Origin of the sequence: Pontibacter sp. H249 (genome assembly GCF_037892465.1) — a bacterium.
Lineage (GTDB): Bacteria > Bacteroidota > Bacteroidia > Cytophagales > Hymenobacteraceae > Pontibacter.
Genome location: NZ_JBBKTR010000010.1, coordinates 1 through 16,433, shown reverse-complemented (window position 1 = coordinate 16,433; position 16,433 = coordinate 1). Strand labels below are relative to the sequence as shown.

At 43.9% G+C, this 16,433-nt stretch carries 18 protein-coding genes and 1 tRNA gene; 10 read left to right on the top strand and 9 right to left on the bottom strand.

Annotation, left to right across the window (positions count from 1 at the left end; all coding sequences use genetic code 11):
• Positions 1-2: 2 nt before the first annotated feature.
• The 4 genes from WG943_RS13000 to WG943_RS12985 form a co-directional block, all read right to left on the bottom strand.
• Positions 3-782 (bottom strand): helical backbone metal receptor, encoded by a 780-nt coding sequence (locus WG943_RS13000; protein WP_340409805.1) that lies wholly within the window; start codon positions 780-782, stop codon positions 3-5.
• A gap of 95 nt (positions 783-877) precedes the next feature.
• Positions 878-1,120: a hypothetical protein gene (locus WG943_RS12995; protein ID WP_340409607.1), complete on the bottom strand. Its 243-nt coding sequence runs from the start codon at positions 1,118-1,120 to the stop codon at positions 878-880.
• A gap of 102 nt (positions 1,121-1,222) precedes the next feature.
• On the bottom strand, positions 1,223-2,293 hold the full coding sequence (locus WG943_RS12990) for a M42 family metallopeptidase (protein WP_340409605.1): 1,071 nt from the start codon (positions 2,291-2,293) through the stop codon (positions 1,223-1,225).
• A gap of 97 nt (positions 2,294-2,390) precedes the next feature.
• Positions 2,391-3,950, bottom strand: coding sequence for an acyl-CoA carboxylase subunit beta (locus tag WG943_RS12985; protein WP_340409603.1), 1,560 nt, complete (start codon positions 3,948-3,950; stop codon positions 2,391-2,393).
• 304 nt (positions 3,951-4,254) lie between these two features.
• Here WG943_RS12985 and WG943_RS12980 point away from each other — a divergent pair, with 304 nt between their 5' ends.
• Entirely contained in the window at positions 4,255-4,623 is a 369-nt protein-coding gene (locus WG943_RS12980) for a hypothetical protein (protein WP_340409602.1), read from the top strand.
• A gap of 144 nt (positions 4,624-4,767) precedes the next feature.
• Here WG943_RS12980 and WG943_RS12975 read toward each other — a convergent pair whose 3' ends face one another.
• Together WG943_RS12975 and WG943_RS12970 are read right to left on the bottom strand one after the other, a co-directional pair.
• Complete coding sequence (locus tag WG943_RS12975) at positions 4,768-7,368, bottom strand: ATP-dependent Clp protease ATP-binding subunit (protein ID WP_340409601.1); 2,601 nt, start codon at positions 7,366-7,368, stop codon at positions 4,768-4,770.
• Between the two features lie 112 nt (positions 7,369-7,480).
• Entirely contained in the window at positions 7,481-8,065 is a 585-nt protein-coding gene (locus WG943_RS12970) for a WbqC family protein (RefSeq protein ID WP_340409600.1), read from the bottom strand.
• Between the two features lie 218 nt (positions 8,066-8,283).
• Here WG943_RS12970 and WG943_RS12965 point away from each other — a divergent pair, with 218 nt between their 5' ends.
• The gene (locus WG943_RS12965; RefSeq protein ID WP_340409599.1) at positions 8,284-9,189 is read left to right on the top strand and encodes a lysophospholipid acyltransferase family protein; all 906 of its coding nucleotides are present in this window, start codon (positions 8,284-8,286) and stop codon (positions 9,187-9,189) included.
• 78 nt (positions 9,190-9,267) lie between these two features.
• On the opposite strand, the gene WG943_RS12960 is transcribed toward WG943_RS12965, so the two are convergent.
• Positions 9,268-9,894, bottom strand: coding sequence for an L-threonylcarbamoyladenylate synthase (locus WG943_RS12960; RefSeq protein ID WP_340409598.1), 627 nt, complete (start codon positions 9,892-9,894; stop codon positions 9,268-9,270).
• 216 nt (positions 9,895-10,110) lie between these two features.
• On the opposite strand from WG943_RS12960, the gene mltG reads away from it, so the two are divergent.
• The 4 genes from mltG to WG943_RS12940 all read left to right on the top strand — a co-directional run bounded on the left by mltG (position 10,111) and on the right by WG943_RS12940 (position 12,884).
• Positions 10,111-11,181, top strand: coding sequence for an endolytic transglycosylase MltG (mltG, locus tag WG943_RS12955; protein WP_445323635.1), 1,071 nt, complete (start codon positions 10,111-10,113; stop codon positions 11,179-11,181).
• 92 nt (positions 11,182-11,273) lie between these two features.
• Positions 11,274-11,687 carry an acyl-CoA thioesterase gene (locus WG943_RS12950; RefSeq protein WP_340409596.1) on the top strand — a complete coding sequence of 138 codons (414 nt, stop codon included), beginning with the start codon at positions 11,274-11,276 and terminating at the stop codon, positions 11,685-11,687.
• Complete coding sequence (locus WG943_RS12945; RefSeq protein ID WP_340409594.1) at positions 11,684-12,655, top strand: YihY/virulence factor BrkB family protein; 972 nt, start codon at positions 11,684-11,686, stop codon at positions 12,653-12,655. The genes WG943_RS12950 and WG943_RS12945 overlap by 4 nt, the downstream gene beginning before the upstream one ends.
• 144 nt (positions 12,656-12,799) lie before the next feature.
• Positions 12,800-12,884, top strand: a tRNA-Ser gene (locus tag WG943_RS12940).
• Positions 12,885-13,026: 142 nt separating this feature from the next.
• Here WG943_RS12940 and queF read toward each other — a convergent pair.
• Positions 13,027-13,527: a preQ(1) synthase gene (queF, locus tag WG943_RS12935; RefSeq protein WP_340409592.1), complete on the bottom strand. Its 501-nt coding sequence runs from the start codon at positions 13,525-13,527 to the stop codon at positions 13,027-13,029.
• 262 nt (positions 13,528-13,789) lie between these two features.
• Between queF and WG943_RS12930 the strand changes: the two genes are divergently transcribed.
• The 4 genes from WG943_RS12930 to WG943_RS12915 all read left to right on the top strand — a co-directional run bounded on the left by WG943_RS12930 (position 13,790) and on the right by WG943_RS12915 (position 16,136).
• Entirely contained in the window at positions 13,790-14,269 is a 480-nt protein-coding gene (locus tag WG943_RS12930) for a 6-pyruvoyl trahydropterin synthase family protein (protein ID WP_340409590.1), read from the top strand.
• Between the two features lie 34 nt (positions 14,270-14,303).
• Entirely contained in the window at positions 14,304-14,987 is a 684-nt protein-coding gene (gene queC / locus WG943_RS12925) for a 7-cyano-7-deazaguanine synthase QueC (protein WP_340409588.1), read from the top strand.
• Positions 14,988-15,003: 16 nt separating this feature from the next.
• A complete protein-coding gene (locus WG943_RS12920) occupies positions 15,004-15,726 on the top strand; it encodes a 7-carboxy-7-deazaguanine synthase QueE (protein ID WP_340409586.1) in 723 nt (240 codons plus the stop codon).
• 77 nt (positions 15,727-15,803) lie between these two features.
• The gene (locus tag WG943_RS12915) at positions 15,804-16,136 is read left to right on the top strand and encodes a hypothetical protein (RefSeq protein ID WP_340409584.1); all 333 of its coding nucleotides are present in this window, start codon (positions 15,804-15,806) and stop codon (positions 16,134-16,136) included.
• Between the two features lie 45 nt (positions 16,137-16,181).
• Here WG943_RS12915 and WG943_RS12910 read toward each other — a convergent pair.
• The coding region (locus WG943_RS12910; protein WP_340409582.1) for a hypothetical protein at positions 16,182-16,433 on the bottom strand (252 nt) is incomplete at its 5' end.

Here is a 16,433-nt window from a genome sequence, read left to right as displayed (position 1 = left end):
GCTTATACTTTCTGTTCCTGTTTCACCTGCTCAATCACCTGCTGCAGATAAGCCGGAGCGTGTAAAAGCCTGCTGCCGTACCAGCTAAACATTTCACCGTCTACTACTTTTATACTTGCTTGTGGGCAAATCCCTTGAAATTCCTGTATGTGCTTCTCCTTAAAAGGGTATGGCTCTGAAGATAAAAGTATAAGCTGCGGATTTGCCAGTTGTAGCTGTTTTGCAGTTATTTCAGGATAACGGGACAAGTTGCTGAACACATTTTCGAAGCCGCAACGCTCCAACATGTAGTCTATAATATTGTGGCTGCCAACAGCCATGTAAGGCTTTCTCCAGATAAAATAAGCTGTTTTTATACTTGGCTGTAGTGGCTTTAGATGCTCAAATCCTGACTTTATACTTTCCTCAAGTTCTGCTGCTCTGGCATCTGTTCCAGTTAGTTGCCCTACCTGCTGCAGCATCTGCAGCGCATCATCTAAAGTATGAATGTCACTCATCCATACTTTATACTTTTGCTGTAATTGCTCTATGCCCTCTTTATAGTTTTCTTCTTTGTTGCCGATGATCAGGTCGGGCTGTAACTGGTCTATCACATCAAACTTAAAATTCTTAGTGCCACCAATCTTTGTTTTCTGCTTTACCTGCTCCTTAGGGTGAATACAGAATTTAGTAACGCCAACGATTCTGTCTCCTAATCCTAAACCAAAAAGCAGCTCAGTTTGTGAGGGTACCAAAGATACAATGCGCTGTGGTGGATGCTCCAGCTTAATGCTGTTGCCCATTTGATCAGTGAAAAGCACGTTAAAGAATTATGAATGATAAATTAGGAATGGGTGAGGATTTATAAACTCACTGCACCTTTCAGACCTCTTAATGTTTAAGGTTTGGCAAAGTATAAACGTCTCCACTCGTGATACCCGATGCCCGGAACCATAGACTTGAGTGTTGCAGCAATGGATAATCCTACTTGCTTCCGCCGGATATTTACTACAATGATATTTAGAATAAGAATTTGCATAACCGTGAACCAAGGGAATGTTTCCTGCTTCTGTAAAATGAGGATTGCATAAAGCCCAAGCCAAGGTATCCACATTAGTAGCCAAAACAAGTATCTTTTCATAGCAGTGTCTGTTTTAAGTATAAGTTACGAACAGCGGTGTTATAAAGCAAAAGCCTCACATACTAATGCAGCATGTGAGGCCTCTGAAGTATAAGATAATTTTTAGTTCAGGTAGCGGAAGTCCTGCTTGTCCTGAATCTTAAGCACTGTTTCGTAAATCAGCTTGATCACATTTTCTACGTCGTCTTTATGCACGGTTTCTACGGTAGTGTGCATGTATTTTAAAGGCAAGGAGATAAGTGCAGAAGCTACACCGGCGTTTGAATAAGCAAACGCATCGGTATCGGTACCTGTGGCACGCGACACGGCAGAACGCTGGAATGGTATCTCTTTTTCCTGGGCAGTACGGATAACCAAGTCGCGCACATTGTTCTGTACAGCAGGGCCATAGGCAATAACAGGTCCTTTTCCGCAGTGGATGTCGCCGCTTGTTTTCTTATCGTACATCGGCGACTGTGTATCGTGGGTAACGTCGGTGATAATGGCAACATCCGGGTTAATGCGATGTGCGATCATCTCAGCGCCACGTAAGCCGATTTCTTCTTGCACGGAATTTACAATGTATAGGCCAAACGGTAGCTGGTTGTTGTTTTCTTTGATCATTCGCGCTACCTCCGCAATCATAAAGCCGCCTACACGGTTATCTAGGGCACGACCTACGTAGTAGCGGTCGTTCATTACAGTAAACTCATCCTCGAAAGTAGCTACGCAGCCAACATGAATACCCATGGCCTCTACCTCTTCGCGGTTGCTTGCACCGCAGTCCAAGAATACAGTTTCTATAGTAGGAGCTTTATCGTTTTCTACCTTACGTACGTGGATAGCCGGCCAGCCAAAAACAGCTTTTACGATGCCTTTAGCAGTATAAATATTTACACGCTTAGATGGAGCTATTAAAGCATCGGAGCCGCCGTTACGCTTTAAGTAAATATAGCCTTCTGGCGTGATATAGTTTACAAACCAGCTGATCTCATCGGCATGTGCCTCAATTACTACTTTATACTCTGCCTGCGGGTTAATAACGCCAACTACAGTACCGTACGTGTCTACAAAATGCTCGTCGATATATGGTTTAACATACTCCAGCCAAAGCTTTTGACCCTCCGACTCAAAACCGGTAGGAGAGGAGTTATTCAGGTATTTCTGTAAGAAATCGAATGATTCTTGTCTCATGTTTAAGGTGAGGTTGTGTTGTGTAAATAATAACCAAATAAGCCTGTGCTCAAGTTGGTTTGCCTAAGCACAGGCCATAAGTATAGTATATGTATGTTTACAGCGGAATGTTGCCGTGTTTTTTGCGTGGCAGTGTTACTGCTTTATTTTCCAACATCTTAAATGCCTTTATCAGTTTGGCTCTTGTTTCTGATGGAAGTATAACCTCGTCAATAAATCCACGATGTGCGGCACGATAAGGTGTAGCAAATTTATCTTTATACTCCTGTACTTTCTCCGCAAGTTTAGCAGCCGGGTCTTCAGCTTCTGCAATTTCACGCTTAAAGATGATTTCGGCAGCACCTTGTGCACCCATTACAGCAATTTCGGAAGTTGGCCAGGCGTAGTTCATGTCGGCACCAATGTGCTTCGAGTTCATTACGTCATAAGCGCCACCGTAGGCTTTGCGGGTAATAACGGTAATGCGCGGAACTGTAGCCTCGCAGAAAGCATAAAGCAATTTTGCACCGTTTGTAATAATACCGCGCCACTCTTGATCCGTACCTGGCAGGAAACCTGGAACATCTTCCAGCACAAGCAGCGGAACGTTAAAGCTATCGCAGAAGCGTACAAAACGGGCAGCTTTGGTGCTAGCGTTTATATCTAGAACACCCGCTAACACGGCAGGCTGGTTGCCCACAATGCCTATACTTCTACCACCTAAGCGGGCAAAACCAACTACAATGTTCTCGCCGAAATTCTTATGTACTTCAAAGAAAGAGTCTGTATCAATAATCCCTTCAATAACCTCACGGATGTCGTAAGGCTGGTTCGGGTTTTCTGGTACAATGGTATCCAATACCTCGCGGGTTTCGTCTCCTTGCGGCTCGTATGGTAATGATGGCGGAAGCTCTTCGCAATTCTGAGGAATGTAGCTTAACAGTTTTTTGATGTAGTTGATACATTCTACTTCGTTTGCGCAAGAGAAATGTGTAACACCACTCTTTGTGCTGTGTGTGCTGGCACCGCCAAGTTCCTCAGAAGTTACGTTCTCGTGGGTTACTGTTTTTACTACGTTTGGTCCGGTTACAAACATGTAAGATGTATCCTGCACCATCATAATAAAATCGGTAATGGCAGGAGAGTATACCGCGCCACCTGCACATGGTCCCATGATGGCAGATATCTGAGGAATAACGCCAGAGGCCAGTGTGTTGCGGTAGAAGATATCGGCATAACCACCCAGTGATACCACACCCTCCTGGATACGAGCACCACCTGAATCGTTTAAGCCAATTACAGGCGCACCGTTTTTCATGGCCAGTTCCATGATCTTCACAATCTTCTCGGCGTGTGTTTCAGAAAGCGATCCACCAAGTACGGTAAAGTCCTGAGAGAAAACATATACTAAACGGCCATGTATGGTGCCATATCCGGTTACTACACCATCACCTAAAAAGTACTGCTTATCCAAGCCGAAGTCTTTAGAGCGGTGCATTACAAACTTACCGATTTCTTCAAAAGAGCCTTCGTCGAGCAGCAGGTGAATTCTTTCACGGGCTGTCAGTTTTCCTTTCTTGTGCTGTGCAGCTATTCGGTCTTCTCCGCCACCTAGTAGGGCTTCTGCATTTTTACGCTCAAGCGTCTCTATCTGGACTTGTCTGATGTCTCCGGCCATGTATATGTAGTATAACTAGTTAATGGATTCAAAAATGATTTATCCTCAAATTTAAAAACTCTGCTCCTAAAAACTTTATAATTATGTTAATTTCTTAATATTCTTGCATGTGTTTTTAGATGATAATTTGTATTTCTTCAACAAAGCATATTTAGGTACAGCTAACAAGGCTATCTTATCTACAGAAGCTATTAAATAACATAGCTATTGCTAATGAAATTAGTAATAAAGGGCAGGTGTCAGCTTTTTTTATAACAATTGCATTGTTTTTGCGTATAAAATTAGCAAAACAAGCAATAGTATTATGAAGTTGAAGATAAATGAAAAGCCTTTTCTGCCAGAAGGCAGACATGTGGTGAAGATAACAGAAGTAGAAGAAGGAAGAAGTGAAAACAAGGATATTCCGTTTATCAATTGCCGAATGGAAAACGAAAACGGTTTTGTAAATCAGCGATTCTACTTAAGTGAGCCTGGACAACCTATTTTAGCTTCCTTTTTAAAAGCAATAGGTATCGATAAAAACGAAGTAGATTCAAAAGAACTGAAAGGTAAAGTTCTCTCCATAGAAGTTGAAGAACGCTCTTATGAAGACGCTGAAGGAAAAGGCAAAACAATAAAACAAGCTACCCACTTCGAGACTGCTGGGAAGGCTGATATATCAGATAAATTTTAAAATTTAAATTATAAAAAGGAGCTAAACGGCTCCTTTTTATGTGATGCCCGTACTGAAGCCGCAGGAAAAGTATAAGCGTGTTGCTCAGGGCAAAAAATAAAGGCTGCCTGATTCAGGCAGCCTTTATGCTATACTTTACAATGTTTATTCTTTGTCTTTCTTATCTGAGCCTGATGACTTAGTAGGCTCTGTTTCTTCCTCATCAGAAGCGGAAGCAGATTTGCCCTTCTTGCCACCCGATTTAGTAGATGAGAAAACTAGTTGGTCTTTGCCCTTCTCGTAATCTACTTTTATCGTGTCACCCTGGTTAACTTCTGCACGCAGGATTTCTTCCGCAATTGGATCCTCGATATACTTCTGGATTGCACGGTTCAGCGGACGGGCGCCATACTTCGGATCATATCCTTTTTCAGCTACAAAGTCTTTTGCCTCTTTTGTAAGCTCGATGGTATAACCCAGTGCCTCTACACGCTTAAACAATTTGCCAAGCGACAGCTCGATAATCTTGTGCATATCCTCACGGTTAAGTGAGTTAAACACGATCACATCGTCCAGACGGTTTAGGAACTCAGGAGAAAATGTTTTCTTCAGAGCGCTGGCAATAGTGCCTTTCATGATGTCGTCTACATTCTCTTGCTTGCTCTTCGACATAAAACCGATACCGGCTCCGAAGTCCTGTAGGTCGCGGGCACCAATGTTCGAAGTCATGATGATGATCGTGTTACGGAAGTCAACCTTGCGGCCTAATCCATCAGTCAGGATACCATCATCCAGCACCTGCAACAACAGGTTGTATACATCTGGGTGCGCTTTTTCAATCTCGTCCAGTAAAACGACAGAGTATGGCTTACGACGGATCTTCTCAGTAAGCTGGCCACCTTCTTCGTAACCAACATATCCTGGAGGCGCTCCTACTAAACGAGATACACTGAATTTCTCCATGTACTCACTCATATCGATGCGCACCAGCGAATCTTCTTTATCGAACAGGTAAGTGGCAAGTACTTTAGCAAGCTCTGTTTTACCTACACCAGTCGGGCCAAGGAATACAAAAGAACCAATTGGCTTCTTCGGATCTTTCAGACCAACGCGGGTACGCTGTATGGCTTTTACCAGTTGGGTAATAGCTTTGTCCTGTCCGATTACTTTGCCTTTTAATTCTTCGCCCATGTTAAGTAGCTTCACGCCTTCTTTCTGGGCAATACGCTTCACAGGAATACCTGTCATCATGGCAATAACTTCTGCCACATTTTCCTCTTTTACTGTATAGCGCTTCTTCTTGGTCTCCTCTTCCCAGTCTTTCTTAGCACTTTCGAGCTGGTCGATGAGTTTTTTCTCTTTATCGCGTAGTTGTGCAGCCTCTTCATACTTTTGGCTCTTTACCACACGGTTTTTCTCAACTTTAATGTTCTCAATCTGCTCTTCCAGCTTCAGAATATCATCCGGAACAATAATATTGTTGATATGCACACGCGCGCCAGCCTCATCAAGTATATCGATTGCCTTGTCTGGCAGGAAGCGGTCACTCATGTAACGATCGCTTAGCTTAACGCATGCCTCAATAGCCTTATCAGTATAGTTTACGTGGTGGTGATCCTGGTACTTGTCCTTGATATTGTTCAATATCTCGATTGTCTCTTCCGGAGTAGTTGGATCTACCATTACAATCTGGAAACGACGTGCAAGCGCACCATCTTTCTCGATGTACTGGCGATACTCATCCAGGGTAGTAGCACCGATGCATTGTATCTCGCCACGTGCAAGCGCTGGCTTAAACATGTTAGAGGCATCCAGTGATCCAGAAGCGCCACCGGCACCTACAATCGTATGTAGTTCGTCAATGAAAAGGATTACGTCCGGAGACTTCTCCAACTCGTTCATCACGGCTTTCATACGCTCTTCAAACTGACCTCTATACTTTGTACCAGCTACCAGAGAGGCAAGGTCCAGGGTTACTACACGCTTGTTAAACAGCACGCGGCTTACCTTCTTCTGCACAATACGCAGGGCAAGACCTTCGGCGATGGCGGTTTTACCAACTCCTGGCTCACCTATAAGTATAGGGTTGTTTTTCTTGCGGCGGCTAAGTACCTGTGCCACACGCTCAATTTCCTTTTCACGGCCAACTATTGGGTCCAACTTATCGTCTTCGGCCAGTTTTGTAAGGTCGCGGCCAAAGTTATCGAGCACCGGTGTGCGCGACTTTTCGCCGGGTTTCTTACTTGTGCTGCCAGAGCGAGAAGAGGAGCTACCCAAAAACTTGTCTGAGTCATCAGAATCGTCAGTATCTGACGATGCAAGTGGATTATTGCTATGATAATCCAGGGAGTCTCTTATTGCTTCGTAGTTCACGTTAAATTTCGCTAAGATTTGTGAAGAAATGTTGTCTTCATCCCGCAGGATGGATAATAAGAGGTGCTCTGTACCAATGATATCACTCTTGAAGATCTTTGCCTCCAGGTATGTTATCTTGAGCACCTTCTCAGTCTGCTTGGTAAGCGGAATACTGCCGGTAATATTGCTGCTTTGCGTAGCTGTATTTCGGGTAGCTTGTTCTAAAGCGTACTTTAATTCATCTATCGAAACGCCCAACTTTTTGAGCAGAGCAATGGCAGTTCCTTCTCCTTCCCGGATCATGCCCAGCACCAGGTGTTCGGTGCCAATGTAGTCATGCCCAAGTCGAATAGCTTCCTCACGGCTGAGCGAGATAACCTCTTTCACTCGGTTTGAGAATTTAGCTTCCATGTATACTTTGTATAAACTTAAAAAAAGTCAAAAATTAATAATTGGTTGAGGCTTACTTAGAACTCTACCTTTTAACAAGCAGTGCAGTATTAATGTTCAGTATCAGAGCACCTTACTGCAGATATGAAAGTGATGCTGGCCCTTGGGTAAACAACAAGTCAATTATACTAAGGTCTGGTACAAAATGTTTGCCAAATACTTGCGTATAGGGTTTTACGTGCAAATTGTCAGGATAGATTTTAGGATGAATCTTATTTCTCAGATCCAACACGTTTTCTGGAGCCTGATCGCTGTAAAACGCTGTGTATTGGAGTGGCCTTTTTAGCTTCAGTAATTTAAAATAAAGCTGTAATAAATCAACGTTTAATTGAAATAAAAATTTTGGCTGCCGCTCATACACCTCCTTTATATAGTCACTGTAAAATTCAAAATAAGGTGCACGGCCATATGCTGCCTGTATCGTGCGCCAGTGTACGCTATGCCATTTCTGGCTGTAGTCTATCTCTATCTCAGTGATTAAGGTTTTGTCTTTGCTGCTGCCCCTTACTACAGGCACACTTAGTGGCTGTAACCCCTGCGCCGTAAGCACATGGCAGCGGTTGCGGTAGCTTTGCTTTATATAGTTTTCGTGTGTCTCTAGCTGTACTTCATCGCTGTGGAGGGCATGCCAGAAGTAAGCTACAGGCGGGTTGTACATGGTTTCGGTAAGGAGAAGCACTTTTATAGTTAGATAGTTATAAGTAAGACAAAAGACTTTGTGACAAAGGACAAAAGAAGGTGATAATATTTATGGTCTTTTTCTTTAGTCAGATAATTCTTTGTCGGCAGCGGAGCTGCCAAACGCTAAATAAGCATGAAATTCGAGATTTCATAATGCCGGAGGTTGGTTGTACATTTGCAGCTGCTGTTTAGCTAATGGATAAAAGTATAAAAATATCGCCGCTTTATTACCCGCTCTGGCTGCTGCTGAAGGGCTTGTCTGTTTTACCGCTCTCTGTGCTGTACCTGCTTTCCGACTTTTTATACTTTATAGTATACTATGTAGTTGGCTATCGCAAAAAGGTAGTAGTAAGTAACCTGCGCAATGCCTTCCCAGAAAAAAACGATGCGGAAATACACCAGATCACAAAAGGCTTTTACAAGCAGTTTATGGATGTGGTAGTGGAGACACTTAAGTTGAGGTCTATGGATGCTGCGGAGATGGACCGACGCATCTGTTTCCAGAACCAGGAACTACTGGATAATTTTGTACAGCAGGGTAAGACAGTTATTACCATGGGCTCGCACTCTGCCAACTGGGAGTGGGTGCTCTCGGCCGGTGCGGTGCAATTCAGTTTTCCGGCCTTTGGCATTTATAAGCCACTTAACAACCCGTTTTTTGAAGCCTTTATGCTAAAAACGCGAAGCCAGTTAGGAGCAAGGCTAATAAAAATGAAAGATACCCTTCGCGACTTTGCAGCTAACCGTAACCAACCGCGCGTGGTTGCCATGCTTTCGGACCAAACTCCTCTTAAAAGCGAGATTACCTTCTGGACAACCTTCCTGCACCAGGATACGCCATTTTATGAAGGTGCCGAAAAACTGGCAAACCGTTTTGGCTGCCCGGTATTATTTCTGGATGTAAAACGCACCAGCAGGGGGCATTATACGCTTACTTTTGAGTTAATCTCCGACGGAAGCCCACAAGATATAAACACGCCTGGACAGCAATCAATCACGGAAACTTTTGCCCAAAAATTAGAGTCCTCTATCCGGCAGAATCCTGCGGATTACCTCTGGACCCACAAACGCTGGAAACATAAGCGGCCTGCGGCCAATTAAAAACTACAAGACATTTATTACAAAGTGGACAGACAATTTAAGCTGTACTAACCATTTATAATGCAGTTCGCTTTTCTCTTAAAGGTACTGCTCTATATCACCTGCGCCTTCTCTTAAAACCTCAAAATTGTTACTGGCATCCACTACGGTGGAGGCAATATTATTACCATAGCCGCCATCAATCACACAGTCAACCAGGTTTCTATACTTTTCATAAATCAGTTCGGGGTCGGTGCTGTATTCTAGTATTTCGTCTTCGTCGCGGATGGAGGTAGAAAGTATAGGATTGCCCAACTCCTTTACCAACTGGAGAGCTATTTTATTGTCAGGCACACGTATGCCCACTGTTTTCTTTTTGCCGCCTGCATACTTTGGTACATTACTGGTAGCATCCAAAATAAAGGTAAATGGACCGGGTAAGGCCTTTTTCATTACCTTGTAAGTAGGGGTGTCTATTTTAGCGTAGTCTGATATGTGAGTAAGATCGGAGCAGATAAAAGAGAGGTTTACCTTTTCGGGTTTTACACCTTTTATCTGGCATACCCGCTCTACAGCACGGTTGTTGTGTATGTCGCAGCCAATACCATAAATGGTATCTGTAGGATAAATGATCACGCCACCGTTGCGCAGAATTTCTATAGCTTCCTGTATTTTTCGCTCTTGTGGGTTGTCGGGGTGTATCTGAAGGAAAACAGCGTTGGGCATAGTTTTATTTTATAATGTACAAGTATAACCTACACATACTTGATAATGCAAACATGCGTTTCAGCTAAGCTACGCAGTAATTAAAGAAGTACACAAATTTAAATTAAGCCATTCGCAAGCTAGCACATTCGCAATTAGCTGTATAAGTGTTATTTTTGCCCCTCGAATACATACCGAGCCGGAACCTTAAGGTGGTTTTCAGGCTTTTAAAACATTATGGATCAGAATACAACCACACCTAAAAGAAAGAGAAAAGAGAAAAGCATCTTGATGCCAAGCCTGATTGCGCTTTTACTGTTCCTGTTTGTGAGCTTCTCTTACTATGCCTACCAGATTGTGTACACGCCTAACGTAGACACAAAAGACCGCGATACTTTCGTGACCATTCCAACGGGCGCTACTTATGAGCAGGCCATGGACTCAATTGAAGCATCTGGTGCGATCATAGACAAATTGTCTTTACGCTTTATGTCCAAGCTGATGGACTATGACGAGTTGGTAAAGCCCGGACGCTATAAACTGGAGCATGGCTGGGGCAACCGCCAAGTAATTGGGGTGCTACGTGTGGGTCAGCAAACGCCGGTAAATCTTACCTTTACCAACATACGCCTACGCAACCAGTTAGCGGCTAAGCTAGCCACTGAGATAGAGGCCACTGAAGAAGAGCTGGATAGTCTTTTAAATGATGATGCTTACCTGGCCACGCTTGGGTTTGACACCACTACCATTGTAAGCATGTTTATCCCGAACACATACCAGGTGTATTGGACCACCACGGCACCAGAACTGATGGCCCGTATGAAAACCGAGTACGACAAGTTCTGGACAGCGGAGCGTAAGGCTAAGGCGGAGCAACTGGGATTAACACCAAATCAGGTAAGTACACTTGCCTCTATCGTGCAGGCCGAGACAATTAAGAACGACGAAAAACCACGTGTTGCCGGTGTTTACCTGAACCGCCTGCAGAAGGGCATGCGCCTGGAGGCCGACCCAACCGTGGTATTTGCTGTAAGAGACTTTACGATACGCCGCGTGCTTAACGTGCACCTGCAGCACGACTCGCCTTACAACACTTACAGGTATGCCGGACTGCCTCCGGGGCCGATTAATGTGCCTAATATTTCTAGTATCGACGCGGTGCTAAACCCAGAGCAGCATAAGTATATTTATTTCTGTGCAAAAGAAGATTTCTCAGGCTATCACAGCTTCGCCGTTACCCACTCAGAGCATATAGCTAATGCCCGCCGCTACCAGCAAGCACTGACGGCTAGGAATATTATGAAGTAATTCACCAGGACAAAAGACTTTTAGGCAAAGGACAAAATAGTATTTTAAGTCCTTTGTCTTTTGTCTGGAAATCCTTTGTCAAAAACAAAACCATGTTCGAATCAGAAGTACAGATACGGGTACGATATGCCGAAACCGACCAAATGGGGTATGTATACTATGGTAACTATGCCGCATACTATGAAGTGGCGCGCACCGAGGTATTCAGGAGGTTGGGTATCCATTACAAAGAGATGGAGGCCACCGGTACTATGATGCCTGTGCTGGAACTGAAGTGCAAGTATGTGCGCCCTGCAAAGTATGATGATCTGCTTACAATTAAACTCTTGCTTAAGCATAAACCAAAAGGCTCTCGTATACTTTTTGAGTACGAAGTATACAACGAAGAGCAAACCCTGCTGAACATAGGGGAGACCACCATGGTTTTTGTAGATATGAAGTCAGGTAGGCCAACCGCCATTCCAGACCTGATTCATGAGAAACTGGACGCATACTTTAGTGCATGAGGCTTAACCAGCAATACCTGAAGCGCCGCAGGGCATACCGTAAATTCATCGTTTTTTTAAAACGATGGCGGTTTAATAATGGGCAGTCTTCGGTATATGATGTTGCAGATGTGCTGATAGGGGAGTTACGCCTGGATTCTGTTACCAAGCGTGCGTCTTATATGGCCTTTAACTTTACACTGGCTATTTTCCCGAGCATTATCTTTTTGTTTACGCTCATCCCTTACATTCCAAACATACTATCCCTGGACCTCGGCCAAAGTATACTTGACTTCCTAGGTGATTTTATGCCAGAGGAGATGTATGCAGCAGCATACTCTACCATAGAAGATATTGTGAACAAGCCACGAGGCGGTTTGCTATCTTTTGGTTTTTTGTTTGCGCTTATACTTTCTACTAATGGCATTATGTCTCTGATGGATGCCTTTGATAAAAAGTACCATACTTTTTATAAGCGCAGCTATGTCAGGAAACGCCTTATTGCCACAGCTTTAACAGTAGTACTTTCCCTTATACTTTTCACGGCCGTGGCTACAATTTTCTTTGGCCAGTGGATTTTAGATGTACTGGTTTTTTATGAGGTAGTAACAGAGTCGTATACTTATACTTTAATCGTTATCCTGAAATACATTGCTATCATACTGCTGTTCCTACTGGCAACTTCTATAGTATATTACTTTGTGCCGGCTATCAAAGATAAATGGCCGTTCTTCTCGGCAGGTGCTGTGGTGGCAACTGGTCTTATCTTTTTGGTATCGATGATTTTCTCCAGTTATATTAGTGCCTTCGATACTTATAACAAATTCTACGGTTCAATCGGTGCACTTATTGGTCTGATGATCTGGCTGGACTTTGTTTCGATGATCCTGATCTTTGGATTTGAGATTAATGTGAGCATCGATACGGTAACCAAACGACTGGTACGTGCAGGCGCTAAAGTGCCGCATGTTGCGCCTGCCAAAGTATGAATTTTTGACGCGACTACACTTTTATAAAAATTTTCTAGTTTAAAATCAGGTGTTTATACTTTAAAAGCCTAAAACTGAAGAAAAATTTTCGCGTATAGTTTTGATAATTCAGGGCGGCGCCCTACTTTTGTATCCGAAATCGTTAGAGAGTTGGCGGAGTGGTCGAACGCGGCGGTCTTGAAAACCGTTGACTGTAACAGGTCCGGGGGTTCGAATCCCTCACTCTCTGCAAAGCCCAGACTGAAAAGTCTGGGCTTTTTTGTTTTTAATGCCTTTCCAGAGCTTTAGAGAGCAAAGCCTGAGTTCTGACTATAAAAAAAGCCCACCCCATACTTGCGTAGGAGGTGGGCTTTATACTTTGGCAGTAACTATTACTGCATTCTGCTATCTATCTCGCAGGTGGTGTTTATGCCTCCGCGCACGTTATACACAGTAGTTACTTTTAAGTAATCAGCGTCTGTCAGAATTCTACTCAGGTCTTCAAACACATAAGCCGTGATGTCTTCCTGTGCCGAGCCGATGTTTCTCCAGGATAACAGGTAGTACTTCAGGCTCTTTAGCTCCAGGATGTGTGAGCCCGGAACATACTCTACGCGCAGCGTGCCAAAATCAGGTAAGCCAGAGAAAGGGCAAAGGGCCGAGAACTCTCCTGCTTCTGTTTCATATACCACCACTTGCTTTGCCTTATGCTTGTAAGGCATGATGTGGATGTCCTGCTGGCGTGTTTCAGGCGAGAAGAACAAGCCAAACTTGCCATCAGGCTTAATGCCATACTCTGCCATGTAATCAAGGGCGCTGCTGGTGTGCTCTAACGCTTTCTTGTAAGTGTCTTTTAGCTGTTCTTTAATATCAATCTGTTCTGTAGTGTTCATCACTTTTACTAAACATGAGTTTTTCGAGCAACAAAGGTATGACATAATTAGTGCTATTTGTATAAATATATCAGCAGAAGGAATGAAAGATTTATTATCAGAGTTTAATAATGACTAACTTGTGGGGTTTATGCCGCAGTTATTCTGTAGCATAAAGTTTACTGGCATCAGAAAGTATAAAATTCAAAGCCAAGCAAGTATAAAAGTATGATTCTGTAAAAGTATGTACTCTAGAGTCATACTATAGCATTAGTATAAGTACATGAAAGTAGCCAAAAGATTTAGGTGGGAGGGAGCGCACCGGCTTCCGTGGCACACAGACGGTTGCCAAAACCTGCACGGCCATTCTTACCAAATGTGGGTAGAGCTTAGCGGTCCTGCAGGCAATAACGGCATGCTCATAGATTTTAAAGAGATCAAGAAAGTGCTGGAGCCATTAGTGCAGGCTTGGGACCATGGTGTGCTTGTAGCCGAAACCGATGTAGCATTGCAACAGGCTGTCGCACTGCTTCAGTCTAAGCATTACATCCTGCCTTACGATACCACCTCAGAAAACATCTGCCTCTATGTGATTCATTACCTAATTAATGAGGCGCTAGATGTGCTGGTGCAGCATGAGGTAGAAACTATCTATGTAAAGCTACAGGAAACAGAAACTTGTTATGCAGAACATGAGGTAAGTATAGCTGAGCTGCAGGCAGAGCGGGAGCAAAAGCACATGGCAGAGCAAATGCCTTTGTAGTACTTTTATTTTATTTACAATTTCGATCAACAATATGTCATTAAAGACAGATACAGCTTTAGTTCTTTTCTCAGGTGGCCAGGATTCTACCACCTGCCTGTTTTGGGCAAAAGAGCAGTTTAAGCATGTAGAGGCGCTTGGCTTCAAGTATGGGCAAAAGCATGAGGTAGAGCTAAAACAGGCGCAGCTGATAGCTGAGAAGGCGCAGGTGCCCTTTAAAGTTATTGATATAAGCGGTATGTTGCAGGGCTCAGCCTTAACAGAGCACGATAAAGATATGTCGGCGCCGCATGAACTGAACGAAGAGTTACCAGCCTCATTTGTGCCAGGTCGAAATGCCGTGTTCCTTACCATCGCCATCAGTCACGCTTTTACCCAAAACATTACCGATATAGTAGGAGGCATGTGCCAGGCCGATTATTCAGGCTATCCGGATTGTCGCCGCGTGTTCATCGATTCGCTGCAAACGACCATGACGCTGGCACTAGACAAAGATATACGCATTCACACGCCACTGATGTACATGAGCAAAGCCGAAGCTTGGAAACTTGCTTACGACCTTAGGGTGTTAGACATTGTGCGTGATATGTCGCACACTGATTACAACGGCGACCGCACCACCTATAACGAGTGGGGTTACGGCAGGCTGGATAATCCGGCATCTATACTTCGCGCTAAGGGCTACGAAGAGGCAAAAGCAAAGGGTTGGTTAGGTTAAGAAGAGAGTAGAAGAGATGGAAGTAAAGGTTATAAAAGAGACAACATACAGAGTAAAATCAGTTTGGAAGACACTGCAGGGCGAGGGTTTGTTTGCAGGCCGGCCGGCTGTGTTTGTGCGCATGGTAGGCTGTAACTTATGGTCTGGCTATGCCGATACACGTGAGCGCGACGCTGCCCGTACCGGTGCCAACTGCCCCATGTGGTGCGACACCGACTTTACTAAAGAAGGAAGCAAAGCCTATACTGCAGCAGAGCTTGCACAGGAAATGCGCAGTGTTGGAGGCGATGTAAACTTTTGTGTGGTAACCGGTGGTGAGCCGCTGCTGCACCTGAAGCCGGAGTTAGTGGAAGCACTGCACCAGGCAGGCTTCTTTATCGCCATCGAAACAAATGGAACTGTATCGCTACAAGAGTCCTGCTGGAGTGAAGAACAGGGCGAGTTAATTACTCCTGATTGGATTGTGTGCAGTCCAAAGCTACCGCAGGATCAACTTACGTTAGAGTACTTTGATGAATTGAAACTGGTGTTACCAGATTACCATCCTGAAAAGTATGATGCTTTTGCAAAGCGCCAGCGCCCGAACCAGGTGCAAGGTAGCCAACTGCCTTTACTGTGGTTACAGCCAGAAGACGGGGCTAGGCTACAGCAGGCAACGCAAATGGCCATTAACTATGCCTTGGATAACCCAGAATGGCGTGTTTCGGTGCAAACGCATAAAATCCTGAATGTAGAATAAGCATACTTGCTCCCCAAAAGTATGAAAGCATAATCGCTGCTATTTGCTCTCCATCTTAAATTTTAAAGCTGAAGATAATGAAGTTGAAAGGCTGGTGGACTAAGGACGAAGAAGGTTTTATGGAATTTGAGACTTCGCAGCTGCAACGTATGTACGAGGCAGTAACTGATAGCTACCATCAGGTTTACAACCAGTACCTTGATGAGCTTGATGATGAAGATGAAGCCCACTATAAAGCACTAGCTGACGGTTATGAAATGATTACCGACTATAAGTTGATAGAAGGAGCGGAAGAGTTTGCCACTACTTATATTACACCGTATTATATAGCCGACATTTGGTATGGTGTAAATGAAGAAACTGGTAAAAAAGAGTATAGCAAAGGCTTTATCCAAATCATTAAAAAGTAAGATCTAAAATTGCTCCAACGCTGCTACAGCTTGAGTTAAACTTGTTTACTGGCTTATTGTAATGGTAATTCGCCAGTGGCCTGGCTCTGTTATCTCATATTCCATTCTGCTCTGAGACTGAACAGGAGTACTAACAGATGCAGGAATAGAGAATTGGATACTGCCCTGAAAAGGAAAAACAATATCGCGGTGGCCGGTATATGGGCCGGCACTCTCCACAGAACCGCTCGAGCCAGCTAACATGATATCCTGAGGAGCAAAATTGCCGGTGGATATGATTTTATACTCTACATGGTT

Coding starts and splice junctions, on each gene's coding strand:
- WG943_RS12930 (WP_340409590.1), top strand. CDS start 13,790: ATGAAAGTAGCCAAAAGATTTAGGTGGGAGGGAGCGCACCGGCTTCCG.
- WG943_RS12980 (WP_340409602.1), top strand. CDS start 4,255: ATGAAGTTGAAGATAAATGAAAAGCCTTTTCTGCCAGAAGGCAGACAT.
- WG943_RS12975 (WP_340409601.1), bottom strand. CDS start 7,368: ATGGAAGCTAAATTCTCAAACCGAGTGAAAGAGGTTATCTCGCTCAGC.
- WG943_RS12985 (WP_340409603.1), bottom strand. CDS start 3,950: ATGGCCGGAGACATCAGACAAGTCCAGATAGAGACGCTTGAGCGTAAA.
- WG943_RS12990 (WP_340409605.1), bottom strand. CDS start 2,293: ATGAGACAAGAATCATTCGATTTCTTACAGAAATACCTGAATAACTCC.
- WG943_RS12965 (WP_340409599.1), top strand. CDS start 8,284: ATGGATAAAAGTATAAAAATATCGCCGCTTTATTACCCGCTCTGGCTG.
- mltG (WP_445323635.1), top strand. CDS start 10,111: ATGGATCAGAATACAACCACACCTAAAAGAAAGAGAAAAGAGAAAAGC.
- WG943_RS13000 (WP_340409805.1), bottom strand. CDS start 782: ATGGGCAACAGCATTAAGCTGGAGCATCCACCACAGCGCATTGTATCT.
- WG943_RS12920 (WP_340409586.1), top strand. CDS start 15,004: ATGGAAGTAAAGGTTATAAAAGAGACAACATACAGAGTAAAATCAGTT.
- WG943_RS12945 (WP_340409594.1), top strand. CDS start 11,684: ATGAGGCTTAACCAGCAATACCTGAAGCGCCGCAGGGCATACCGTAAA.
- queF (WP_340409592.1), bottom strand. CDS start 13,527: ATGAACACTACAGAACAGATTGATATTAAAGAACAGCTAAAAGACACT.
- WG943_RS12970 (WP_340409600.1), bottom strand. CDS start 8,065: ATGTACAACCCGCCTGTAGCTTACTTCTGGCATGCCCTCCACAGCGAT.
- WG943_RS12950 (WP_340409596.1), top strand. CDS start 11,274: ATGTTCGAATCAGAAGTACAGATACGGGTACGATATGCCGAAACCGAC.
- WG943_RS12960 (WP_340409598.1), bottom strand. CDS start 9,894: ATGCCCAACGCTGTTTTCCTTCAGATACACCCCGACAACCCACAAGAG.
- WG943_RS12915 (WP_340409584.1), top strand. CDS start 15,804: ATGAAGTTGAAAGGCTGGTGGACTAAGGACGAAGAAGGTTTTATGGAA.
- queC (WP_340409588.1), top strand. CDS start 14,304: ATGTCATTAAAGACAGATACAGCTTTAGTTCTTTTCTCAGGTGGCCAG.
- WG943_RS12995 (WP_340409607.1), bottom strand. CDS start 1,120: ATGAAAAGATACTTGTTTTGGCTACTAATGTGGATACCTTGGCTTGGG.